The organism is Dyella solisilvae (assembly GCF_003351225.1).
Classification (GTDB): Bacteria; Pseudomonadota; Gammaproteobacteria; order Xanthomonadales; family Rhodanobacteraceae; genus Dyella; species Dyella solisilvae.
In genome coordinates, this window is sequence record NZ_QQSY01000002.1 from 350,772 (window position 1) to 375,950 (window position 25,179).

At 66.9% G+C, this 25,179-nt stretch carries 17 protein-coding genes; 9 read left to right on the plus strand and 8 right to left on the minus strand.

The window, feature by feature from the left end; translation table 11 throughout:
- Positions 1-325 precede the first annotated feature (325 nt).
- The 5 genes from DVT68_RS08900 to DVT68_RS08915 all read right to left on the minus strand — a co-directional run bounded on the left by DVT68_RS08900 (position 326) and on the right by DVT68_RS08915 (position 4,894).
- Complete coding sequence (locus tag DVT68_RS08900) at positions 326-1,213, minus strand: cytochrome c oxidase subunit 3 (protein WP_114824722.1); 888 nt, start codon at positions 1,211-1,213, stop codon at positions 326-328.
- Between the two features lie 108 nt (positions 1,214-1,321).
- Positions 1,322-1,453: a hypothetical protein gene (locus DVT68_RS20800; protein WP_267897415.1), complete on the minus strand. Its 132-nt coding sequence runs from the start codon at positions 1,451-1,453 to the stop codon at positions 1,322-1,324.
- A gap of 51 nt (positions 1,454-1,504) precedes the next feature.
- Entirely contained in the window at positions 1,505-3,133 is a 1,629-nt protein-coding gene (gene ctaD, locus DVT68_RS08905) for a cytochrome c oxidase subunit I (protein ID WP_114824723.1), read from the minus strand.
- Between the two features lie 47 nt (positions 3,134-3,180).
- Positions 3,181-4,119, minus strand: a complete 939-nt coding sequence (gene coxB / locus DVT68_RS08910; RefSeq protein ID WP_114824724.1) for a cytochrome c oxidase subunit II — start codon at positions 4,117-4,119, stop codon at positions 3,181-3,183.
- A 289-nt stretch (positions 4,120-4,408) separates the two neighbouring features.
- Positions 4,409-4,894: a DUF2244 domain-containing protein gene (locus tag DVT68_RS08915; protein ID WP_233523406.1), complete on the minus strand. Its 486-nt coding sequence runs from the start codon at positions 4,892-4,894 to the stop codon at positions 4,409-4,411.
- Positions 4,895-5,352: 458 nt separating this feature from the next.
- On the opposite strand from DVT68_RS08915, the gene putA reads away from it, so the two are divergent.
- Entirely contained in the window at positions 5,353-8,508 is a 3,156-nt protein-coding gene (gene putA, locus DVT68_RS08920; protein ID WP_114824725.1) for a bifunctional proline dehydrogenase/L-glutamate gamma-semialdehyde dehydrogenase PutA, read from the plus strand.
- Positions 8,509-8,559: 51 nt separating this feature from the next.
- Entirely contained in the window at positions 8,560-9,297 is a 738-nt protein-coding gene (locus DVT68_RS08925) for a TlpA family protein disulfide reductase (protein ID WP_114824726.1), read from the plus strand.
- A 36-nt stretch (positions 9,298-9,333) separates the two neighbouring features.
- Here the strand turns inward: DVT68_RS08925 and DVT68_RS08930 are convergent, their stop codons facing one another.
- Together DVT68_RS08930 and DVT68_RS08935 are read right to left on the minus strand one after the other, a co-directional pair.
- Positions 9,334-10,842 carry a flavin-containing monooxygenase gene (locus DVT68_RS08930; RefSeq protein WP_114824727.1) on the minus strand — a complete coding sequence of 503 codons (1,509 nt, stop codon included), beginning with the start codon at positions 10,840-10,842 and terminating at the stop codon, positions 9,334-9,336.
- Between the two features lie 70 nt (positions 10,843-10,912).
- Positions 10,913-11,725, minus strand: coding sequence for an acid phosphatase (locus DVT68_RS08935; RefSeq protein WP_158543474.1), 813 nt, complete (start codon positions 11,723-11,725; stop codon positions 10,913-10,915).
- A 117-nt stretch (positions 11,726-11,842) separates the two neighbouring features.
- Between DVT68_RS08935 and DVT68_RS08940 the strand changes: the two genes are divergently transcribed.
- The 5 genes from DVT68_RS08940 to DVT68_RS08960 all read left to right on the plus strand — a co-directional run bounded on the left by DVT68_RS08940 (position 11,843) and on the right by DVT68_RS08960 (position 19,515).
- The gene (locus DVT68_RS08940) at positions 11,843-12,925 is read left to right on the plus strand and encodes an AraC family transcriptional regulator (protein ID WP_114824729.1); all 1,083 of its coding nucleotides are present in this window, start codon (positions 11,843-11,845) and stop codon (positions 12,923-12,925) included.
- Positions 12,926-13,165: 240 nt separating this feature from the next.
- Positions 13,166-14,404: a parallel beta-helix domain-containing protein gene (locus tag DVT68_RS08945; RefSeq protein WP_114825315.1), complete on the plus strand. Its 1,239-nt coding sequence runs from the start codon at positions 13,166-13,168 to the stop codon at positions 14,402-14,404.
- Positions 14,405-14,415: 11 nt separating this feature from the next.
- Positions 14,416-15,561, plus strand: coding sequence for an SO2930 family diheme c-type cytochrome (locus DVT68_RS08950; protein ID WP_114824730.1), 1,146 nt, complete (start codon positions 14,416-14,418; stop codon positions 15,559-15,561).
- 61 nt (positions 15,562-15,622) lie between these two features.
- Complete coding sequence (locus DVT68_RS08955) at positions 15,623-18,100, plus strand: TonB-dependent receptor (protein ID WP_114824731.1); 2,478 nt, start codon at positions 15,623-15,625, stop codon at positions 18,098-18,100.
- 2 nt (positions 18,101-18,102) lie between these two features.
- Complete coding sequence (locus tag DVT68_RS08960) at positions 18,103-19,515, plus strand: coniferyl aldehyde dehydrogenase (protein ID WP_114824732.1); 1,413 nt, start codon at positions 18,103-18,105, stop codon at positions 19,513-19,515.
- Positions 19,516-19,653: 138 nt separating this feature from the next.
- Here DVT68_RS08960 and DVT68_RS08965 read toward each other — a convergent pair whose 3' ends face one another.
- Complete coding sequence (locus DVT68_RS08965) at positions 19,654-21,030, minus strand: OmpP1/FadL family transporter (RefSeq protein WP_114824733.1); 1,377 nt, start codon at positions 21,028-21,030, stop codon at positions 19,654-19,656.
- Positions 21,031-21,338: 308 nt separating this feature from the next.
- On the opposite strand from DVT68_RS08965, the gene DVT68_RS08970 reads away from it, so the two are divergent.
- Together DVT68_RS08970 and DVT68_RS08975 are read left to right on the plus strand one after the other, a co-directional pair.
- The gene (locus DVT68_RS08970) at positions 21,339-21,635 is read left to right on the plus strand and encodes a YcgL domain-containing protein (RefSeq protein WP_114824734.1); all 297 of its coding nucleotides are present in this window, start codon (positions 21,339-21,341) and stop codon (positions 21,633-21,635) included.
- 996 nt (positions 21,636-22,631) lie between these two features.
- A complete protein-coding gene (locus DVT68_RS08975) occupies positions 22,632-25,175 on the plus strand; it encodes an ankyrin repeat domain-containing protein (protein ID WP_425477488.1) in 2,544 nt (847 codons plus the stop codon).
- Positions 25,176-25,179: the final 4 nt, after the last annotated feature.

A 25,179-nucleotide genomic window follows, 5' to 3' on the forward strand; every position in this document is an offset into this window, starting at 1 on the left:
CGTCCGCGAACCTGGAGGGCGTTAGCCCGGAAGGCGCGCCATCGGGGTGGCCTCTCTTTTGGTTACTTTTCCTGGCCACGACAGAGAAAAGTGACCCGCTGCCCGGCAGGGCTGCGGAAGCCCGCCGCAGGCGAGCACGCTGGCGGCACCGTCAATTCAGAGGCGAAGAGCAAAGCCACTGGATCCCTGCTTTCACAGGGATGACGAGCTGGGGAATGGCCGACGTTCTTCACGCTTCACGCTTGCTCAGCGTCAACAAGAATGACGAAACCCCACAAAAAAAGCCCGCCAATAGGCGGGCTTTTTTCCATCCAGCGCAAGCGCCTCAGAGGATGTAGACAAACATGAACAGGCCCAACCACACCACGTCCACAAAGTGCCAATACCAGGCCACCGCCTCGAACGCGAAATGATGGTCCTTGCTGAAGTGGCCCTTGGCCACGCGCAGCCAGATGATCGCCAGCATGATCGTGCCCAGCGTCACGTGCATGCCGTGGAAGCCGGTGAGCATGAAGAAGGTCGAACCGTAGACGCCGGACTGCAGCGTCAGGTTGAGCTCCCTGTACGCCTCCATGTACTCGTGCGCCTGGAAGTACAGGAACGTGGCGCCCAGCAGCACGGTCAGGCCGAGGAACAGCAGGATCTTCCCGCGATGGCCCGCCTTCAGCGCGTGGTGCGCGATGGTCACGGTCACGCTGGAGGAGAGCAGAATCAGCGTATTGAGCAGCGGCAGGCCCCACGGCGCCACCGTCTGGAATTCACCGCCGACGCGCCCCGGGCCATTGCCGCCACCGGGCCCCCAGCTCGCCGCGTAGTCGTTCCACAGGAACTCGTGGGTCAGCACGCCATGACCTTCACCACCGAGCCACGGCACCGCGAACATGCGGGCGTAGAACAGGGCGCCGAAGAAGGCGCCGAAGAACATCACTTCGGAGAAGATGAACCACATCATGCCCATGCGGAACGAGCGGTCCACCTGGCTGTTGTAGTGGCCGGCCAGCGATTCGCGGATCACCGAGCGGAACCAGCCGAAGAACATCAGCAGGATGCCGGCGAAGCCGACGATGAGCACCGTCTTGCCGAAGCTTGTCTCACCCGGTGGCGCGTTGAGCCAGTGCGCGGCGCCGAACACGGTGACGAACATGACGACCGCGGCCACGATGGGCCAATAGCTCTTGGTCGGTACGAAATAAGCGCCTTGCTGCTGACCCATGGTGCGACCCCGTGGATATCTCTCGTTTACTTCCGCTCCCGCCCTCGCGGGAACTTGGACCCGGAACGCCTCACCGGCGCCACGGACGGATACTGCGACGACAACGCCTCAGGAGTACTTCAGCCCCTGCAGCAGCGACAGCAGGAAGATCGCGATGGCGATGCCGCCGAATACCGCAGCCGTGCGTCGCACACCCTTCCTACGCGCTTCTTCGATCTCTGACTTGGAGTTCTGTTTCATCCGACTCGTTCCCGCAAGCCCCGGCGCGAGGCCGGGGCGGACATGCATGAATTAATCCTCGACGTGCCCGTGGGCCAGTTCGTCGTCGTGGATTTCCGGCGGCAGCGCAAAGGTGTGGTGCGGCGCCGGCGACGGCACGGTCCACTCCAGGCCCTTCGCGCCTTCCCACACGCGGTCCGGCGCCTTCTTCTTCGAGAACCACACCGCGTGGATGAGCACGCCGAGGAAGATCAGCTGCGAGGCGCCGAACAGGAAGCCGCCGATCGAGCTGATCATGTTGAAGTTGGCGAACGCAACGTTGTAGTCCGGGATGCGGCGCGGCATGCCGGCCAGACCCAGGAAGTGCTGCGGGAAGAACAACACGTTCACCCAGATCACGCTGTTCCAGAAGTGGATCTTGCCCCACGTCTCGGAGTACATGCGGCCGGTCCACTTCGGCAGCCAGTAGTAGGTGGCCGCAATGATGGCGAAGATGGCGCCGGTCACCAGCACGTAGTGGAAGTGCGCGACCACGAAGTAGGTGTCGTGGTACTGGAAGTCGGCCGGAACCAGCGCCAGCATCAGGCCGGAGAAACCACCGATGGTGAACAGGATCACGAAGGCGATCGCGAACAGCATCGGCGTCTCGAAGGTCATCGAGCCGCCCCACATGGTGCTGACCCAGTTGAAAACCTTCACGCCAGTCGGCACCGCGATCAGCATCGTCGCGTACATGAAGAAGATCTCGGCGCCCAACGGAAGGCCGACCGCGAACATGTGGTGCGCCCACACGATGAACGACAGGAAGGCGATCGAGGCGATCGCGAACACCATCGCCTTGTAACCAAAGATCGGCTTGCGCGCGAAGGTCGGGATGATCTCGGATACCAGGCCAAAGGCCGGCAGGATCATGATGTAGACCTCGGGGTGACCGAAGAACCAGAAGATGTGCTGGAACAGCACCGGGTCGCCACCGCCAGCTGCATTGAAGAAGCTGGTGCCGAAGTACTTGTCGGTGAGCAGCATCGTCACGGCGCCGGCCAGCACTGGCATCACCGCGATCAGCAGGAATGCCGTGATCAGCCAGCTCCACACGAACACCGGCATCTTCAGCAGATCCATGCCCGGCGCGCGCATGTTGAGGATGGTGGCGATGATGTTGATCGCGCCCATGATGGAGCTGATGCCCATCAGGTGAACCGCGAACACGAGATAAGCCACCGATTCACCCTGCAGCGACAGCGGCGGATACATGGTCCAGCCGCCGGCAGGGGCGCCGCCCGGCAGGAACAACGTCGACAGCAGCAGCGCGAAGGCGAACGGCAGGATCCAGAACGACAGGTTGTTCATGCGCGGCAACGCCATGTCCGGCGCACCGATCATCAGCGGGATCATCCAGTTGCCCAGGCCCACGAAGGCCGGCATCACCGCGCCGAAGATCATGACCAGCGCATGCATCGTGGTCATTTCGTTGAAGAAGTACGGCTGCACCAGCTGCAGGCCGGGCTTGAACAATTCCGCGCGGATCACCATCGCGAAACTGCCGCCGATGAAGAACATCAGCAGCGAAAACACCAGGTACAGCGTGCCGATGTCCTTGTGGTTGGTCGACATGCACCAACGCACGAAGAAGTTGCTGGGCGCGCCATGATGATCGCCGTGGTGATCGTCGTGGTGCTCATGTGTAGCTGCGTGGGCCATGCCTTACACCTCTACCTAAATGCGAATTCTGTGGAAGGACTGAGGGCTCAGCCCTGGTGGCCCTGGGAAACGGGAGCGTCAGCCGCCTGAGCGGTGGCGGGCGCGGCAGCGGTCGAAGCTGCGGCCGGCGCCTGCGGATTGGCCTGCGCTTCCTGCTCGGCCAGCCACTTCTCGAACTCTTCCTTCGGCAGCGCCTTGACCACGATCGGCATGAAGCCGTGATCCTGGCCGCACAGCTCGGCGCACTGGCCGCGGTACACGCCCGGCTCCTTGATGTTGGTCCAGGCCGCATTGACGATGCCCGGGATGGCGTCCATCTTCCAGCCCAGCGCCGGCACCCACCAGGAGTGGATCACGTCGCCCGCGGTGATCACGAAGCGGATCTTGGTGCCGACCGGCACCACCAGCGGCTTGTCGACGTTGATCAGGTAGGTGTTGTAACCATCGACCTGCACGGCGCGCGGATCGAGGCCCGAATCGAGCTGGCGGGTCTCGTCGCTCTCGCGGTCGAGCTTGGACATGAAGCCGACCTTCTCGATCGCCTTGCCCTTGTAGTCGACGTAGTCATAGCGCCACTTCCACTGGACGCCGGTGACCTTGATGGTCATTTCCGAGCCGGTGGTGTCGGCAAACGTGCGCAGGCCGCCGGTCGCCAGGTAAGCCAGCACGATCAGGATGATCACCGGGATGGTGGTCCACACGATCTCAAGCGTGGTGTTGTGCGACCACTTCTCGGCCACCGCGCCGCGCGACTTGCGGAAGCGGAACATGGCGATGAACATCGCGCCGAACACCAGCATGCCGATGACGACGCAGACACCGAGCGCGACGTTGTTGAGGAAGTACGGCACGGGCGACCATTCGGACGCGCCGCGCGTCATGTTCAACTGCCAAGGCCGCGGATTGGCGAATGCCGCGCCGCCGAACGTGGTGAGCGCGAAGAGTGCGCATGCCGCAACCGCTCGCTTGATGCCGCCAGATGTCATGTCGTGATGCACCTTAGAGTCTGTCTTCATAGTCCAAATGCGCCGCGTTGCTTACCAGTGGCCGGCAGGTGGTAGTCCGTGGTGCAGCTCATGCTGGCTGCATGAGCAAACCGCGGGCTAGCGCATGGTGGCCACTGGTAAGCAACCCGGAGGGCCGGGTCTGTTTGCCCGCAGGGCGGCGTCATCGCTCGGTCATGTATCGACATACATTCCCTCTCTCCTCCTTGCCCCGCGGGCAAACAGCTCCCGGCGCGGCGTACTTGGACTATGAAGACAGACTCTTTTGAACCTACCTGCATTGCTGTCGGTTGAGCTCCTTCAGCAACACCTCGAGTTTCCTTGACAGCTCGGCACGCTCCTCTCCCCCGAGAAAAGCCCCGATTTCCAGCTCCCGTCCGTGCGACGCCAGCAGCAGACGATCCCTCCCCGGACCGGGCCTCAGCTGCACGCGCACCCAATACGTCTGAAAGCGCGCACAGCGCCGACCTGGCAGGGATTGCACCTCCAGCGACGATCCGTCGAGGGTGATGCGTTCACTGCGGTCGCCGGCCCGCCAGGCCACGCCAAGGGCGAAGGCCACCGCGGAAGACTCGAGCAGTGCGAAGAGCGGAGCAAAGACATTCCCCTGCCACGCCCCCAGCACGGCCGTCGTCAGCGCCAGCGCCGCCAGAACTCCGATCAATCGACGCAGATCGCGTCGGCTAAGGGCACGATTGGGCTTGAGCCACAACGTCGCGCACGGCAAGCCGGCAGCAGCTGGTCGAAGCACGATCATGAGAACCCGGCGTGCCTGGAACGCCCTGATCATAGGCTGCGATGGCGTCGATGAGCAAGAATGACGCAGGCACTTGATTTGAAGCAGAGATGAACTACGCCTCTCATGCTTCCTGCTGTCGCAGGCGCGCGATGGAAGCTGAGTTTGCGCGGCAGATCACAGGCCTAGCCCTATCGCGTCGCAAAGCGACCCTGGATTGGACCCGGGGTGCGACCGTTTGCCACAGGTGCGCACATCGCATCCGGCGGCGATATCGCGTACATCGACGGCGCTTTTTTTCGGGGCGTCGCGACAGGGTTCATCGCGACGCACGATGAGCCGAAAGCTCGTCGCTGCACACCTATATATAAGGCTATCGCCCTTTTTCTGCCGCACCGCAACACCGCGTACGGATGCGTGTGTATTACCCCGCGCGTACAATCCCGCGATTCCCCACCTGCCTTTTTGGCTACATCTCTGTGACCCAGCCCATTCTCAGCCCCGAACTTCCGACCGGTGTCGAGCCGGCGCGTGCGCGCATTACCGCCAACTGGCTGCGCGACGAAACCGAAGCGGTCAACGACCTGCTGGCCCAGGCGACGCTGCCGCCGGTCGAACGCGAGAAGGTGATCGACCTCGCCGCCGACCTGGTGACGCGCGTACGCGCCCGCGCCAAGGACCAGAGCGCCGTCGAATCCTTCATGCGCCAGTACGACCTGTCTTCCGAGGAAGGCGTGCTGCTGATGTGCGTGGCCGAAGCCCTGCTGCGCATCCCCGACAAGACCACCGCCGACAAGCTGATCCGCGACAAGCTGGGCGACGCCAACTGGAAGAAGCATCTCGGCCAGAGCGAGTCGCTGTTCGTCAACGTGTCGACCTGGGGCCTGATGCTCACCGGCAAGCTGGTGACGCTCTCGGAGGAAACCCGCCACGACTTCACAGGCGCGCTGCGCCGCCTGGTCGGTCGCGCGGGCGAGCCGGCGATCCGTCTCGCGGTGCGCCAGGCCATGCGCATCATGGGTCACCAGTTCGTGATGGGCCAGACGATCGGCGACGCGCTGGACCGTTGCGCGCAGAAGGAATATGCGGTCTACCGCTACTCCTACGACATGCTGGGCGAGTCGGCGCTCACCAGCGAAACCGCCGAGCGCTACCAGCAGGATTACCGCAACGCGATCGCTTCCATCGGTTCGCGCGGCCCGTTCGCCAACCACACCGATGCGCCGTCGATCTCGGTGAAGCTCTCCGCGCTGCATCCGCGCTACGAAGTGGCCAAGCGCGAGATTGCCCGCCGCGACCTCACCGCCAAGCTGCTGGAGCTGTCGCAGCTGGCGATGAAGCAAGGCATCGCGCTGTCCGTCGACGCGGAAGAAGCCGATCGCCTCGAACTGTCGCTCGACATCATCGGCGACGTGTTCGCGCATCCCTCGCTGGAAGGCTGGAACGGCCTCGGCATCGTGGTGCAGGCGTATGCGAAGCGCACGCCGTTCGTCATCGACTGGCTGATCGAGACCGCGCGCGCCACCGGCCGCCGCTGGTACGTGCGCCTCGTGAAGGGCGCCTACTGGGACGCCGAAGTGAAGCGCGCCCAGGAAAACGGCCTCAGCGGCTACCCGGTGTATACGCGCAAGCCGAACACCGACGTGTCCTACCTGGCCTGCGCACGCAAGCTGTTCGACGCGGGCTCGGATCTGATCTATCCCCAGTTCGCCACGCACAACGCGCACACCATCGCCGCCATCTATCACCTTGCGCAGGGTCGTCCGTACGAAAACCAGCGCCTGCACGGCATGGGTACGGACCTCTACGCCGAGGTGATCGGCAAGCAGAACCTCAACGTGCCGTGCCGCGTGTACGCGCCGGTGGGTACGCATGAGGACCTGCTGCCCTACCTGGTGCGCCGCCTGCTCGAGAACGGCGCCAACACCAGCTTCGTCAACCGCGTGGTCGACGAAACGCTGCCGGTGCGCGAACTGGTCGCCGATCCGTGCGAGACCGTGCGCTCCTTTGCCTCCATCCCCCACCCGCGCATTCCGCTGCCGGTGAACCTCTACGGTGAACTTCGGAAGAATTCCATGGGCGTCAACTTCTCCAACGACAACGAACTGAAGGCCCTCGCCGAGGCAATCCAATCGAAGAACGGTCCGTGGACCGCCGAGCCGCTGGTGCCGGGCGCCAAGAGCGCCGGCGCCACCGTGTCGGTGACCAACCCCGCCGACCGCCGCCAGTCGGTGGGCAGCTATGTCGCTGCCGACAGCGCCACCGTCGAGAAGGCGCTGGCCAATGCGGTCGCCGCCCAGCACAGCTGGGATCGCCTGCCGGCCGCCAGCCGCGCCGCGATTCTCGAGCACGCCGCTGAGCTGCTCGAAGCGCGGCGCGGCGAGTTCATCGCTTTGTGCGTGCGCGAAGCGGGCAAGAGCCTCCCGGACTCGATCGCCGAGATCCGCGAAGCCGCCGACTTCCTGCGCTACTACGCCACCATGGCGCGCCGTCTGTTCGGTCACCCGGAACAGCTGCCCGGCCCCACCGGCGAGAGCAATCAGCTGTTCCTCAACGGCCGCGGCGTGTTCGTGTGCATCAGCCCGTGGAACTTCCCGCTGGCGATCTTCCTCGGCCAGGTCAGCGCCGCGCTCGCCGCCGGCAACGCCGTGATCGCCAAGCCGGCCGAGCAGACCAGCCTGATCGGCTACGCCGCCGTGAAGCTGCTGCACGAAGCCGGCGTGCCGGCCGAAGTGCTGCAGTACCTGCCGGGCGACGGCGCCACCGTCGGCGCCGCGCTCACCCGCGATCCGCGCGTGGCCGGCGTGGCCTTCACCGGCTCCACCGAGACCGCGTGGGCGATCAACCGCGCGCTCGCCGCGCGCAACGCGCCGATCGCCGCGCTGATCGCCGAGACCGGCGGCCAGAACGCGATGATCGCCGACTCCTCGGCACTGCCCGAGCAGATCGTCAAGGACGTGATCTCCTCCGCCTTCCAGTCCGCCGGCCAGCGCTGCTCGGCTGCACGCGTGCTGTTCGTGCAGGAAGACATCGCCGACAAGGTGTGCGACATGCTCGCCGGCGCAATGGCCGAACTGAAGGTCGGCGATCCGGGCCAGCTGTCCACCGACGTGGGCCCTGTCATCGACGAGGACGCCAAGAAGATCCTGGTCGACCATGCCGCACGCATGGAGAAGGAGGCGAAGAAGATCGGCGAAGTGAAGCTCGACGCCGCCAACACCGGCAACGGCACCTTCTTCGCGCCGCGCGCCTATGAAATCCCGGGCCTGTCCACGCTGACCCGTGAAATCTTCGGCCCCGTGCTGCACGTGATCCGCTGGAAGGCGGACGAGCTGCCGAAGGTGGTGGAGTCCATCAACGCCACCGGTTACGGCCTCACGCTCGGCATCCACAGCCGCATCAACGACACCGTCGACTACATCCAGGGCCACGCGCGCGTCGGCAACTGCTACGTCAACCGCAACCAGATCGGCGCGGTGGTCGGCGTGCAGCCGTTCGGCGGCGAAGCCCTGTCGGGCACCGGCCCGAAGGCAGGCGGCCCGCACTACCTGCTGCGCTTCGCGGGTGAGCGTACGCTCACCATCAACACCACGGCGGCCGGCGGCAACGCCTCGCTGCTGACCATCGGCGAGTAATCGCCCGACGGGCCGGCGCCAACGCGCCGGCCCGTTTCTCTCGGAGGTCGCATGCGGATTGCCCGGCTGCTCGCACTGACCTTCGTGACCTGCGCCACCACCGTGCACGCGCAGCCGCAAGACTTCACCCTCCCCGATCCCAGCCAGCTCGGCGTCACCGCCAACGTTCGCTACCTCGACGCCGCCGGACGGCCGCTCGACTATGTGTCGTTCATGCGGCAAGTCAACGACGGCAACCGCTACGCCAGCACCCGTGATGCGCAGACCGGCGCCGCGATGCTGCGCATCGCCGGCCCGGCCCCCGGCCATCACGGCATCCGCATGGCCTTCGGCCGGGGCGATGCGTTTCCGCCGTTCGAACTGCCCGCGCTCAACGGCGAACTGCATCGCCTCGGCGACTACGGCGGGCGCTATACGCTGGTGAGCTTCTTTTTCGCCGAGTGCGCGCCATGCATCGCCGAAGCGCCGATGCTGAGCGCGTACGCACGCGAACATGACGACATGAACTTCGTGGCCATCACCTACGAGGACGCCGCCAGCGCGAAGCGGTTCGCCAAGGAGCGGAATCTCGACTGGCCGATCCTCCACGATGGCCAGGGGCTCATCGACGTGCTCGGGGTCAGCGTGTACCCGACCCTGATGCTGGTGGGACCGGATGGGCGCATCGCCGGCGCCGCCGTCGGCATCGCCATGCGCGACGATCCCACCAAACGTCTGGCCGACCTCACCGGCTGGATCGAGCAGTGGAAGCAGTCGGCGGCAGCGCGCCAGCCCGACGCGCCACACTGAGGGGACAGACGCGGCGCGGAGCCACCGTCTTCCTCCCTATCGGGTGACCAGATCCGGCGAAGCGCCCTCGCCAGCCGGCGCTTCATCGACACACTCCAGCGCAGCATCTTCCACCGGCTGGCGCAGCAGCAGGTCGCAGTCACGTTCGTAGTTGTTCAGCACGCGCCACGGTGGCATGCGACCTTGTCGCGGCAGTGACGGCGCACCGCGTTGCACGTAGCCGGAGGTGAGCGACGCCATGATCGACTCTTGCTGCCGCTCGTTCGCCGGCGCGCGGGGCGTGACCACCTCGATGTGGCGCTTGCGCATCATGGCCAGCAGGCGGCAGACGTAGCTCGCCGCGAGATCGGCCTTCAGCGTCCACGGCGCGTTGGTATAGCCAAAGATGCAGGCGAAGTTGGGCGTGTCCTGCAGCAGCACGCCCTTGTAGGTCACCAGTTCGCCCATAACGCGCGGCTGGCCATCCACCTCGAGCGCCATGCCGCCCAGCGTCTGCATCTCCAGGCCGGTCGCGGTGACGATGATGTCGGCCTCCAGCTCGTCGCCTGACTCAAGGCGAACACCACGCTCGGTGAATTCGGCGATGCCATCGGTGACCACCGAGGCCTTGCCGCTCTTGATCGCGTTGAACAGATCGCCATCGGGCACCACGCACAGGCGCTGGTCCCACGGCGCATAGTCGGGCGTGAAGTGCCGCATGTCGGCATCCGGCCCGAGCTGTCGACGCACACCGGCCTGCAGGAGGGCGCGCACCTTGTCCGGCCAGCGCCGCGCCGCCTTGTAGATCAGCCGGGTCAGGAAGATGTTGCGACGGCGCGCCAGGCGGAACACCAGCGATTTGGGCAGCACGTGCTCCAGCACGGCGGAGATCTTGTCGAAGCTCGGCAGCGACAGGAAGTAGCTGGGTGAGCGCTGCAGCATGGTGACGTGCGCCGCGCCGTCGGCCATCGCCGGCACCAGCGTCACCGCGGTGGCGCCGCTGCCGATGATCAACACGCGCTTGCCGTGGTAATCCAGTCCTTCGGGCCACTGCTGGGGATGCACGCACAGGCCACGGAACCGCGCCGCCTGCGGAAACGCCGGCAGGTAGCCACGATCGTAGTTGTAGTAGCCGGTGGAGACGACGAGGAAGCGACAGCCGAAGGTCCGGATTGCGCCGGTGGCTTCCTCCAGCGTCTGCACCGTCCACTGTCGCGCCACACCGGACCAGGTTGAGGACACCACCTTCAACCCGTACTGGATGTGCCGGTCGACGCCGTACTCGCTCGCAGTCTCCATGACGTAGCGCCTGATCGACGCGCCATCGGCCATCACCTCGAAGGCATGCCACGGGCGGAAGCCGTAGCCGAAGGTGAACATGTCCGAGTCGGAGCGGACGCCGGGATAACGGAACAGATCCCAGGTGCCGCCCATCGCGGCGCGTCGCTCGATGATCGCCACGCGCAGGTCCGGGTGGTGGGTGGCGAGCTGGCACGCCATGCCGATGCCCGAGAGCCCGGCGCCCACGATCAGCACGTCATAGACAGCGGTGGCGCCTGGTTCCATGCCTGCGTTCCTGCCCGTGGTGGATGACGCGACCGGGAGGCATCGTCGAGCGATGCCCTCGGCAGACGATTCAGTACGGCGTCGGCTCGATCATCGCGCGTTCGGCGCTGCACTGGGCGCCCGCATTGGAAGGCACGGCGCGGCGGTAGTCCGCCAGCTCGGCGCGCGCCTCGGCCAGTTGCTGCTGGAACGCTGGCGAGGCGTGCAGCGTCGCCACCACCGCCGCGCCGTTCATGCTGCCCGCCTGGATCGCACTGAGGTTGTGCACGCCACACACCACGCGGCTGTCGCCATAGGCGCGGGCGCGCAACAGCAGGTCGGTGGCGCGATCCGGCGCCAGCTCGGCGAGCACCAGCCCCACCGCCCAGCCGCGCGCGGCATGGCCGGAGGGATAGTCGTAGCTGTGCGCCAGCATCATGGTCGACTGGCAGGTCGCTCCCGGATCGAGCAGGAACGGTCGCTGGCGCTGGTTGGCCTGCTTGGCGGGGCCGGTCGAGGCTTCGGCCGCGCGACTGGTCTCATCCACCAGCGCCGCCAGCCGGGTCAGCCGGGTCGCGTCGAGCGACACTCCCATGGCGCAGCTGAAGGCGGCCATCAAATGAGGCGTCGCGTAATCCACGTCCTGCTGGGCGAGGGTCCAGCGCGGGCTGCCTTCCAGCGTGCGGGTGGCGCGGAATACTCCACGGTCGGCCTCGTAGCGCGGCGTACCCGCCTTGGGCGCGGTCGGGAGCACCACCGCCATCTGCAGGTCGACCGTCGGCGTCGTTGCCGGCGCGGCCGACGTCGCCACAGGCGTCGGTGTCTTCACCGGCGTGCACGCCGCGATCAGCGCCAACACGGACAGCGCGCCGGTCCCGACAACCGGCTTCAGGATCCTGCTCATTGACACGCTCCCCCTCGATCCTTGGTGCAATGCATGAAGCGACTGGCGGTTCGCCATGATATAGATCAAGTCCGCGTCGGGATGGTCCGACGCCCCAGGGGGTGGGAGTTAAGCACGATGAGGTCCGTCGCGGCCGTCACCGGCCATGCCATCGACGATCCCGCGCTGTCGACGCTCAGCGGCGACGCGCGCTTCACCGTGGCCGAGACGCCGCCGAACATCCTGGTCCATCTCACCCAGCTCGCCCTCTCGCACGGCCTGCGCTGTGACAGCTGGTTCGCCGGTTCCGGACTGACCCGCGAGCAGCTCAACGACCCCACCCTCCGCGTGTCCTATCGGCAGGCCCGTTCGGTCATCCAGCGCGCCCTGCGGACGACCGGCGATGGCGGCCTGGGCCTGGCCGTGGGCCAGGGCGAGACGTTGGGCAGTTTCGGGCTGCTCGGCCTGGCCATGATGACCTCGGCCACCTTCGGCGAGGCCATGCGCGTGGGCATCGTCCACCATCGCGTTAGCGGCAGCCTGATGGACGTGAGCTTCGAGGAGATCGGACCGCGCGAGGTCGCTTTGGCGGCATGGCCTCGCTTCAACGATGCGCCGCTGCTGCCGTTCCTGTGCGAGGAGCTGTTCGGCAGCGCGATGGCGATCGCGCGCGAACTGCTGGGTTCGCCGTTCCGGCTGAACCGGCTGGAGGTCACCTACCCTCGCCCGGCCTATGCCGATGCCTACGCCGACTATTTTCAGTGCGAGCTGGTGTTCGGCGCCCGCTACAACCGCGTGATCCTGGACGTGCAGTGGCTGCAGCAGCCGCTGCCGGCGCACAACCCGCTCACCGCGCAGCAGGCGCTGGCGCTGTGCAACCAGCAGTACGACGCCAACGGCGCGCAGCCGGAGATCGTCGCCTCGGTCGAGCGCCTGTTGCGCAGCCACCTGCGCCAGCAGCCGCGCCTGCCGGACGTGGCGCGCATGCTCAACATGAGCGAGCGCTCGCTGCGCCGTCGCCTGGCCGAAGGTGGCCGCATCTTTCGCGAGATCCATGACCGCGTGCGCGCCGAGCGGGCCCTGGAACTGCTCCACGGCGGCACGCTCAGCGTGGCTGAGATAGGCCAGGAAATCGGCTTCAGCGACCCCCGCGAGTTCCGCCGCGCGTTCAAGCGCTGGACCGGCATGCCCCCGCGCAGCGCTCGCCAGCAGGCCGCCTAGGCCGAACCGCTTTCCTTCGCTCGCCCCACCTGTAGGAGCGCCCGCCGTGCGCGAAGAGCCTGCAGGGCGGTGACGCCGCGACTCCCTGGCGCCCCGGCTCGGCAGTTGCAGAACGGCCAGCCAACGCCACGCTGGCCGATTTGCCCCCCATCCACGCCACTGCCGCCCTCCCCGGCGCGCCGGCATTTGGAGACAGTGAGGCGTCATGCAGACAGCCGTTACCGGGGAGTGAAGGCGAACATGCGCAAGACCCATCTATCCGTCATCCTGCCGCTGCTTCTGGCCGCGTGTGGCCACGAGGCGCCGCCGGCGCAGAACAGCGCGGACGCCTCGTTCGAGGCCAAGCTGCAGCAGCAGTTGCTCGATGCGACGCCCGGCACGGTGATCAACATCCCGGCAGGTCATTACCACCTGCAGCGCGGCCTGAGCCTGCGCACCGACGGCGTCACCATCCGCGGCGCCGGCAAGGATCAGACCGTGCTGTCCTTCAAGGGCCAGCTGGTGGGCCCCGAGGGCCTGCTGGTGAACGCCAACGACTTCACCATCGAGAACCTTGCGCTGGAAGACACCAAGGGCGATGCGCTGAAGATCAACCAGGGCAAGAACATCACCATCCGCGGCGTGCGCGTGGAATGGACCGGCGGCCCCAAGACCACCAACGGCGCCTATGGCCTGTACCCGGTCAAGACGCAGAACGTGCTGATCGAAGACTCGGTGGTGATCGGCGCCTCCGACGCCGGCATCTATGTCGGGCAGTCGAACAACATCGTGGTGCGCCGCAACCATGCCGAATACAACGTCGCCGGCATCGAGATCGAGAACTCGGTGAACGCCGACGTCTACGAGAACACCACCACCAACAACAGCGGCGGCATCCTGGTGTTCAACATGCCCAACCTCTCGCAGGCCGGGCACAGCACGCGCGTGTTCAAGAACAAGTCCTACGCGAACAACACCGACAACTTCGCCGCCAAGGGCGCGGCGGTGGCCAGCGTGCCGCGCGGTTCGGGCGTCGTGGTGAACTCGAATGACAAGGTCGAGATCTTCGACAACGACATCGCCGACAACCAGACGGTCAACGTCATCATTTCGAGCTACTACTCCACCAATTACTTCAACAAGAAGGGCGTGGCGCCGGACTACAACCCGTATCCGAAGGGCATCTTCATCTACGACAACCGCTTCAAGGGCGGCGGCGACTCGCCGGACGGCATCAAGCTGAAGGCGCTGAAGACCGCGGTGTACGGCCTCACCGGCAAGCTGCCGGACATCCTGTGGGATGGCTACGTGGATGAGAAGACGCTGGTGAACGGCCTGCCGCCGGCAGGAGACCGCTTCTGCGTCCAGAACGGCGACGTGGGCGTGATCAACGCCGACGGCCCGCACGACTACAAGAATCCCAGCACCGACACCAAGGCGTACCAGTGCACGCTGCCGAAGCTGCCGCCGGTCGTGCTCGATCCGGAACCGAAGGCCTGAGGTAGTTGGCGATGACCAAGTGGTATCTGCGCGCCACGCTGCTGGTGGCGCTGCTGCTCCTGGCGGCCTGCCAGCGAGGCATGGACCCGGTGGCCTTCCATGCGGACGGCCGCCCGCCCCAGCTGAGTGACTGGCACGTGGTGGAAGTTCGCGGCAACAAGCTGGTGCTCAACCAGGGCGTGGTCCCGTATGACCTCAACACGCCGCTGTTCACCGACTACGCGCACAAGCTGCGCACCATCTGGATGCCCAAGGGCACGTCGGCCAAGTACAACCCGACGGACACCTTCGACTTCCCGGTGGGCACGGTGATCACCAAGACGTTCTATTACCCGAAAACGTCCAGCGGCAAGTTCACCGACGTGGCGCGTACCTACGACAGCTCGCGTGATTTCGCCGGCGAGGGACTGGACCTGTCCAACGTGCACCTGATCGAAACGCGCGTGCTGGTGCGCCGCGAGTCGGGCTGGGCGGCGATTCCGTACGTGTGGAAGGATGACCAGAGCGACGCGCAGCTCGCGCGCACCGGCGCCGTGATCCCGCTGACCCTGGTCGATGACAAGGACGCGCGCGAAGACTTCAACTACGTCGTGCCGGACGAGAGCCAGTGCGCCAGCTGCCACGCGCAGGACTGGGTCTCGCGCAAGGTGCATCCGATCGGCCCCAAGGCTCGCCACATCAACCGCGATTACCACTACGCCAGCGGCACCGAGAACGAGCTGGAACACCTGATGAAGGTGGGCTACCTCACCGGCGCGCCGGCTCCGGACCAGGCGCCGCGCAACGCCAACTGGGCGGATCAGCGCGCCTCGCTCGACGCACGCGCCCGCGCCTATCTCGACATCAATTGCGGCCATTGCCACAACCCCAACGGGGCGGCCAACACCACGGCGCTGACGCTGGACCTGACGGCGCCGGAGGATCGGCACCTGGGCATCTGCAAGCCGCCGGTCGCGGCCGGCCGCGGCACCGGCGACCACTTCTTCGACATCGTGCCGGGCTCCCCGGACGACTCGATCGTGACGTACCGCATGTCGTCGGCCGATCCCGGCGAAATGATGCCCGAGCTGGGGCGAAGCACCGTGCACCGCGAAGGCGTGGCGCTGATCAAGGCATGGATCGCGGCGCAGTCGGGGGGCTGCGTGGCGATCCACTAAGGAAATAGCAGCCGCGGCCATCGAGCCGCGGCCTTTTCATTTTGAGGGGAGAAACTTGCTGATGACCATCCGTCCACGTCCGTTGTCCGTCTGTCTGCGCCAACTGCTGTTCGGGGGAAGCGTGCTGCTGCTCGGCGGGGCGCCGCTCGCCGCCTTTGCCGACGACCAGGCCACCGCCGCTCCGCAGGACAACACCAGCGCCAACACGGGCACGCAGGCCAATCCGGACAAGGCCAAGCTGCTGGGCAACGTCACCGTCACCGCGCAGAGCCGCAGCCAGGAAGTGCAGTCGGTGCCGATTGCGCTGCAGATCGTGACGGCCCAGCAGATCGACACGCTGGCCGCCACCGACCTCAGCAAGATGGACATCTTCGTCCCCGGCCTGAACATCGACGCCAGCCAGCCGACCCAGCCGACCTATTCGATACGCGGCATCAGCACCAGCAACTTCGGCATCGGCACGGAATCGGCCGTGGGCGTGTACGTCGACGGCGTGTACGCCGCGCGTTCGGGCGGCTCGCTGCTGGCCTTCAATGACGTCGCGCGCGTCGAGGTGTTGAAGGGCCCGCAGGGAACCCTGTTCGGTCGCAACGCCGCCGCCGGCGCCATTTCCATCGTCACCAACGAGCCCACCGACAAGTTCGAAGGCGATGCTCGCATTCGCATCGGCAACGAGGGCCAGCGCTACGCCGACGCCCTGGTCAACATTCCGATCAACAAGGACATGGCGCTGCGCGTGAGCGTGCTGGACAACCAGAGCGACGGCTGGATCAAGGACGCCGCCACCGGCCAGCACTATGGCAAGAACGACGACTGGGGCAGCCGCATCGTTTACCGGTGGAACTTCACCGACAACACCCGCATGCTGCTGTCGTGGGACCACGAGAGGCTCAACCAGCCGCCTGAGCCGGCCATCGGCCTGATACCGCTGTCCAACGACACCAACGAGCGCGCGCCTTTCCCGGCCGATCCGTCGACCTACCTCAACCCGCTGCACGCCCCGCTCTACAACGATGCGATCGGCGCCGCCGAGACGCGCACCTTCAACGGCGTCACGCTCAGGATCGACCACTCATTCTCCTGGGGCGAACTGCAGTCGACCACGGCCTGGCGCGGCTTCGACACCTTCAATCGTGGTGACTACGACGGCACCAACCACGTCGTCACCTACCTCGACACCACCAACATCGAGCACAACAACAGCTGGTACCAGGAGTTCAAGCTGTCCGGCAACACCGACCTGATGGACTGGGTGGGTGGCGTCAGCTACTACCAGGAGCAGGCGCGGCAGACGAGCCAGACCAACATCAACACCGACAGCCTCGATACGCTGGCGCAGAACGTCTACGGCGTGGGCACGCCGCTGACCGAGATCAGCCAGGCATTCTCCGCGCTGGGCCTGCCCTACACCCTGCTCGGCGACCCGTGGCACGAGGCGATCAGCAACGACGGCAACTTCAAGGCCTATGCCGCGTTCGGCGACGTGATCTGGCACATTACCGACCGTTTCGACCTCACCACGGGCCTGCGCTACACCCGCGATGAGAAGGAGTTCAGCTGGTACAACATGCCGCGCAGCGCGCCGCAGTTCGACGCCACCGTCGCCGCGCTCAAGCAGACCGGCATCTACGGGTTCCTGCCACCCGACGCACAAGCGGTGCTGGCCGCGTTCAGTGGCAACGTGATCTTCCCGACCGACGTGGGCGTGCCGGCCTACGCCAGCAACACCTGGAACAACTGGAGCCCGCGCGTGGTGGCCAGTTACAAGTTCACGCCGGACGTGATGGGTTACGCCTCCATCACCAAGGGCTACAAGGCCGGCGGCTACAACAGCGTGCAGATCGGCTCGACGTTCGCACCAGAGAAGGTGATCAACTACGAGGCGGGCATCAAGAGCGTGTTCCCCGAGCAGAACGTGCTCGTCAACGCCTCGGTGTACTACTACCGCTACGACAACATGCAGTCGCTGGCGCTCGATCCGAACAGCCCCAGCTCCGGCGTGCCGATCTACGTGGTCAGCAGCAGCAACCAGGAAGCCAAGGGCCTGGACTTCGAGGTGCAGTGGCAGCCGCTGGAGAACCTGCACTTCGGTCTCGTGGGTGCGTATATCGACTCCAAGTACCGCAACGCCACCGCTCCCGACGGCGTCGACCTGACCGGCCAGCCGACAGGTGCGCCGTACTTCTCCGGCGCCGCCTCGGTGGCCTACACTTGGCGTAACGTGGCCAACGGCGACCTGCGATTCGACCTGACGCAGGGCTATCGTGGCCCGACGCGCTGCAACGACGATTCGCGACTGCAAGGCAACTGCGTGCCGGGCCTGCCCTTCCCGCTGGGCACCAGCCAGCAGCGCACCGACGCCCGCATTGGCTGGAGCTCGCCGGGGGATCGCTGGGGCGTGGCGCTGTATGGCAACAATGTCTTCAACAAGCGGTACGTGACGGGCATCAACAACATCAGCACCAGTGTGTTCGGCACGCCGTTCGCCTCCATCTCGCCGCCTCGCTTGTGGGGCGTCGAACTACGCGCGAAGTTCTGACCATGAAAGAGCCAAGTCCGAGTCTGCATGCGACGCTGTTGCGACTGCGCGAAGCGCAGTCGCGCGATCCGCTTCCCAACTGGGACACCCGCGCCGGCCGCCTGCGCCGGCTGGAGACGCTGCTGACCGAGCAGCGCGGCGCGTTCGCCGAGGCCATCAGCGCGGACTTCGGCCATCGGCCGGTGGAGGAGACCGACCTGCTGGAGGTGTTTCCCAGCCTCTCGAACCTGCGTCACTCGCTCAAGCGCGGCAAGCGCTGGATGAAACCCCGGCGCGGGCTGGCCAACCTGGCGTTCGTGCCCGGGCGCATCTCGCAGCTGCCGCAGCCGCGCGGCGTGGTCGGCATCATCGTGCCGTGGAACTATCCGCTGTTGCTGGCGGTAGGGCCGCTGATCGACGCACTCACCGCGGGCAACCGCGTGATGCTGAAGATGAGCGAGTTCACTCCGCGCTTCTCGCAGCTGTTCGCCGAGCAGGTGGCGCGCCACTTCTCCTCCGACGAGGTGGTGGTCGTGACCGGCGACGCGGAGGTGGCGCAGGCGTTTTCGGCACTGCCGTTCGACCACCTGCTGTTCACCGGCTCGACCGCGGTGGGCCATCACGTGATGCGCGCGGCGGCGGCCAACCTCACCTCGGTGACGCTGGAGCTGGGCGGCAAGTCGCCGGCCATCGTCGGCCCGGGCGCGCGGCTGGAGTACGCGGCCGAGCGCATCGTGCTCGGCAAGCTGATCAATGCCGGCCAGACCTGCATCGCACCGGACTACGTGCTGGCGCCGCGCGAGCACATCGACGCATTCATCGCCGCCGCGCGCGCCACGGCCCTTCGCTTCTATCCCAAGCTTGGCCCGCAGCAGCAGTACGCCTCGATCATTTCCGACCGCCAGTACGCGCGGCTCTCCCGCCTGCGCGACGAAGCCGTGGCGGCGGGCGCCACGGTCGTGCCGCTCAGCGAAGCCAGCGACCTGCCGGCCCAGCGCCTGCTGGCGCCGGTGATGTTGACGGGAGTGGACGACCGCATGGCGGTGATGCAGGAGGAGATCTTCGGTCCCTTGCTGCCGGTGCTGCCCTACGACTCGCTGGATGAGGCGCTGGCCTACGTCAACGGCCGTCCGCAGCCGCTCGCGCTATACGTCTTCGAAGATCACGGCGCCACCGTCGACCGCGTGCTGACGCAGACCCAGGCTGGCGGCGTGACGGTCAACGACACCATCTACCACATCGCCCAGCACGATCTGCCGTTCGGCGGCGTGGGTCCCTCGGGCATTGGCGGCTATCACGGCGAGGCGGGCTTTCGGACCTTCTCGCATTTCAAGCCGGTGTTCCATCAGGCCCGGCTCAACGGCGTCGGCCTGTTCAACCCGCCCTACGGCAATGTCTTCAAGCGCATGCTGAAGCTGCTCATGCGGCTTGGCTGAACCACGATTCGCTTCGTCGCGCGCCTTGTGCGAGACGACCACCGCACAGCAACGCGCTCCCAGCAGGAAATTCATCGCCCAAGAAAAAAGCCACCCCGCACGCGGGGTGGCTTTTGTTTTACAGCATCGCCTGGGCGATCAGAACTTGTACTGGGCCGACAGGCTCAGCAGGTTGCCGTAGTCGTCCGAGCTGCCGGTGAGCACGTCGCCGGTGGGGCTGGTGGTGTTCATGTGCGCCGCGTTCACGAAGATGTGCGCGTACGAGGCGTTGATCAGGAAGTGCTCGCTCGCCTTGTAGCCCAAGCCGACCGACACCAGCTGGCGGGTCGAGTCAGGCACGCGCGGGTCGCGGGTGGCTTCGTAGGTCGGCGTGGTGTCGATGGCCAGACCGGCACGCAGGGTCAGCTTGTCGTTGACGTAGTAGTCGCCACCGATCGCGGCGTACCAGGTGTTGCGCCAGTTGAACGTCTCAACGGTTGCCGGCTGCGCCGGGTTGGCGTAGTTCACCGTCAGGTTCTTGAACACGTCCCACTTGGTCCAGGACACATCCATACCAAAGCCGAACTTCTCGGCCTGGTGCCAGTAGCTGGCGGTCGCCACGGCCGGGGTGGTGAACGGCGCGGTGCCCTCGGTGTGCTGGAACGGGGTGCCGCCCAGCAGTGCGGAGGCAGCCGGCAGCAGCGCCTGCACATTGGCCGGCACGGTGAAGTTGGCCGTACCTTCCAGCGTGTGCGAGATCTTCGAACGGTAGTCGAAGGCCAGCCTGTCGTTCTGGCTGAGCCTCCAGAACGCGCCCAACTGCCAGCCGTAGGCCCAGTCGTCACCCTTGATGCGGGCGATGCCGTCCGAACCCGGCGGCACCAGCAGGTTGGCCAGCGACGGACCCACCAGCTGCGAGACCACGCCGTTGTAGTTGATGGCGCTGGTCAGCTCGGCCGAGGTCTTCTGCGCGATGCCGCTGACGCCCAGCGCAAAGTTATCGGTCACGTCGTAGGACACCGACAGGGTGCCGTCCAGCGATTCGAACTTGGACTTGATGGCGCTGTAGCGGCCGATCCAGGTGGAGTCGTACTCGGTCTGGAAGCCGAACGGCACGGTGAAGGCCGCGCCCACATGCCACTTGTCGGACAGCTGCGTGGCGAAGAAGAAGGCCGGCACCGGCATGGTGGTGCCGGCATTGCCGCCGTTGCCGCCAGTGATGGCGCGGCCCTGGGCGTCAACCGCCGAGCCGCTGAAGGTGGAACCGAAATTGATCGCGGTGACGTCGGCCTGGAAGTAGGTGCCCTTCAGGTCGGACATGGCCGCCGGGTTGTTGGCCACGACCGAGGCGTCGCCACCCGCGGTGGCCGAACCGGCGTAGGCGCGGCCCATGGCGGCGGCGCTGTCTTCATGCAGCTGGAAAGCACTGGCGTGGGCGTACTGCGGTGCAGCAAGCGAGCCCAGGATGGCCAGGCTCAGCGCGGCGAGGGTGAGCGGTCGGCTCGCGCGCGAAAAGGGACGGAAAGACATCTGCATCAGTTGCTCCTGCTTATTCGTTGATTTGACTCGGGACGTAGCGGGGGACTTGACGACAGGCCAATTTCATACGCGCGTTTGATACCCCTCGCCGGCACTGTGCCGGCTCGATTCGGGCCTTGCAAGTGCGGTCGCAGCAATCAAACGCGGTGATGGCCACCGATCCCCGCTGATCGATGAAGGATGGCCGGAGATCGACGCGCAGCGCAAGTCAGCGGGACGCACTTGCACGGGGCTGTTACCCTTACCCGTTGCCGCGCCGCTGCCTGTGCGCCCTCATCCTCCGATCCACGACGACGGGTGTCACCATGCACTGTTTTGTCTATGCCAGCCTGCGCAAACCCGACACCTACCTGTGGCTGGCCCGTCGCGATGACTTTGCCTGCATCCCCCAGTCGCTGGCGCTGATGTTAGGCGAACTGCGCCTGGCCCTGGAAGTGGAATTGTCAGGCCAACGCAAGCTCCCGCAGGAAGACGCCCAGGCCGTGCTCGAGAACCTGCAGAGCAAGGGCTGGCATTTGCAGTTGCCGCCGCAGCACGCGCTGGCCTCGGCCAATCATCCTGAATACAAGAGCGCGCCGAAGGATCGCGACAGCGACCCGTAAAGAGCGCGACGTCTACCGCCGTTAACGCCTGATTACCTTCTGGCCTCGTCACGATTCCTATACTCCGCGCCCATGGCCTATTCAAAAACGCGTCGCCCGCCTCCACTGCTGCAAGCCCTCGCCTGGTTCGTGCCCGGCTTGATCGCCACCGCGATCGCCGCACTTGGCGCGCATCCACTGGCCCTGATCCCGCTGCTCATCGCCAATGCGCTGACCATGGCGGCGGTGTGCCACGCGATCGGCTTCGACCCGGAGCCTCGCTTCGGGCGCACCGTGCTGCGACGTGGCGCGGCTTACCTGGTGATGTTCACCGGCTATGTGGTGCTGGTGTTTGCGCTGGTGGCGTGGCCGATGCTGCGGCTCAACCAGGCCCCAAGCCTGGGCGCCGCGCTGATGCTTGCCGGCGCGCTGGTGGTGGCGCTCGCGGCGCTGTGGCGCATGTGGCCGGCCTTCGGCCTGGTCTACGTGTGGGATGACGCCTATCCGGCGCAGAGCGACGGCTCGTGGATCTTCACCGCCACCGCGCGCAGCATCGCTTTCGGGCGGCACCTGTCGCGCGAGGAGCGCTTCTTCACCCATTTCCTGCCTGCGGCGTTCTCGCTGCTGGCGCTGGCCTTCATCGCGATCGCGCTGACCGGGCTCTACGGCGTGCTGCCGTCGGAACTGCGCACTGCGGCGCTCACCGTGTACGGCGTGCTGTTGATGCCATTGGGCTGCCTGGTGATCGCCAACCGCACGCTGCGCGCCCTGCTATGCGAGAGCCGCCGTCCGCTGCGCCAGCCGGCTGCCGGCGTGGTTGAAGCCGCGGCGGCTCCGCCGGCGCCCAAGCCGGCCCCGCAGTTGAGCGAACAGGAACGCACCGCCGGCACGCCGGAACAGGCCAAGGCCCTGCTGGCCGCTACCCGCGACGGCGACATCGAGCGCGCACTCGCGCTGGTGGAAGCCGGCGCTGATCCGAACACCGCGCCTGCCGCCGGCGAGCGCGACCAGCGCCCGGTGCTGACGCTCGCCGCACTGCCGCCCGACACGCGTCTGCTGCGCGCGCTGATCGCCAAGGGCGCCGACGTCAATCGCGCCAGCGGCGGACTCACGGCGCTGCTGGCCGCCACCCGCGACAGCTGGCATGGCCGCGCCGATGCGGTGATGACCCTGCTGGCCAATGGCGCCAGCCCGCTGGCCGCCGATGCCGAAGGCAACACGCCGCTGCACGGCGCCGTGCTGAGCGGCGAACCGATCGTGGCGGCGATGCTGCTCGATGCCGGCGCGGCCATCAACGCACTCAACAAGGCTGGCCTCAGCCCGCTCGCCGTCGCCTGCCGCGCAGCCAATTGGCCGGTGGCGAAATTCCTGCTGGAACGCGGCGCCAAGCCCACCCCGGCCGATGGCGAGCCGGCCCTGGTCGCTGCAGCTGGCGTTACGGACGACGACATCGAAGGCGTCAAGCTGCTGCTCAAGCACCGCGCCGCGGTGAATGCGGTGGACGCGCGCCACCGCAGCGCGCTGATGGCCGCCGCCGCCGAAGGCCACGAGCAGATCGCCCGTGCGCTACGGGCCGCCGGCGCCGACGTGAACCTGGCCGACCGCCACGGCAACACCGCCCTGATGGAAGCCGCGCGCGCCGGCGCAGTGGGCATCGCGAAGCTGCTGGCCGAAGCCCAGCCTGACGCACGCGTGCGCAACAGTCACGGCCATGACGCGCTGACCCTGGCCTGCCAGTCGCCGCAGGCCCACGCCGAGATGATCCGCGCCCTGCTCGCGCTTGGCGCCGAAGCCAAGACCATGGGCAGCGACGGCCGCAGCGCACTGGACCACGCCGCCGCCGCCGGCCGCTGGGATCTGGTCGCGCTGCTCGACCCGGAAACGCCCCTGCCCGCCAGCCTCGACCTGGATGCGCTGCCCGAAGGCGCCGATACGCCGGCCCACCTGCTCGACGCGCTGCGCTTTGGCCACTGGGCCATCGTCTCCACCTTCAGCAGCCGCGTGCGCGAGTGGCCGCAGTCGCAGCTCGCCCAGCTCTATCTGGATCTGGCCGCGCCTGGCCAGAGCGCCGGCCGCCGCTGGCTGCTGGACCATGCACTTGATCCCGAGGCTCGCCTGCAGCCGCAGCTGGTGGACGATGCCGAAGTGGGCGAAGGCCATGAGCCGACGCTGCCGCCGCTGGGCCGCCGTCTGTTCGACGCTCTGCTGCAACAGTTGCCCGCCGCCACCGAGGCCGTGGACGACCTGTTGCAGGCGGGCGCCACGCCGGCCGGCGCCGGCCTGCTGACGCAGGCCCTGCTGCGCCTGGAGGACAGCGCCCAGGGCGCGGCCCTGCCGCTGGCCATGCTCGAACGTGGCGCCGATCCGTTCGGCGCGGATGCGCGCGAACGCACGCCGGTGCACCTCGCCGCCACCTTCGGTCACCTGCCCTTGCTGCAGGCGTTGCTGGCGCGCGGCTGCGATCCCAACACCCGCGACAGCAGCGGCCGCACGCCGCTGTTCGCTGCGCTCGAACATGGTGAGCACGCCCTGCCGCTGGTGCGCGCACTGGTCGCGCACGGCGCCGATCCAGAAGCGATCGACGCCAACGGCGAGACGCCGCTCGGCCTCTCGCTGGAACATGCCGCCGTGGAGCGCTGGTTGAACTGGGGCGACTGGAAGCGCCCCACGCGCCCGTTGCGCGCGGACGATCTCCCGGTCGCGGCTGCCGCCGGCGCGCTCGTCGCGGTGGAGCGCCTGCTCGAGCTGGGTTTCGCGGTGGACACGCCGGACCATCAGGGCGCCACCGCACTGCTTCACGCCTGCGGCGCAGGCCATCGCGAAGTGGCGGCGGTGTTGCTGGAAAAGGGCGCTGATCCCGCGCTGGCCGCCACCAACGGCATGAGCCCGCTGGCCGCCGCCGTCAGCGCGCGGCGCGAATCGCTGGTGGCCCTGCTGCTGCAACACAACGTGGCGATCGACCAGCGCCTGCCCGGCGAAGCCACCGCGCTGATGATCGCCGCGGCGATGGGCTATCCGGAGATCACCGAGCAGTTGCTCGACGGCGGCGCCGAGGTGAACGCCGTCGACGGACGCGGCCACGCCGCGCTGCATGCCGCCGCGCAGTTCGGCTTCAACCACAACGACAGCCTGCGCGCACGCCGCCTGTTCGACGCCCTGCTCAAGCGCGGCGCGGACGTGGGCCTGGCCGACAAGGAAGGCAAGACCGCGCTGCTGTTGCTGCTGGGCGCCCACCTGCGCCCCGGCAGCGAATGCGATCCCACGCATATCGGCGCGCTGGTGCCGGTGCTGCTCGACGCCGGCGCCACCCTGGAACACGCCGACCAGCGCGGCGTCACCGCGCTGCACGCCTGCGCCATGCACGCCTTGCTGGCTCCGGCCCGCGTGCTGCTGGCGCGCGGCGCCGATCGACAGGCCGCGGATGCGTTCGGTCGTACCGCGGCGGACGTGGCCCGCGCGATCGGCTACGTCGACATCGCGCACGAACTGGCTGCGCGCAGCGGCTCGGCGATTCCCAGCGTGCGGCAGATCCTGAGGCAACCGGCCCAGCCGGCGGATTGATGCG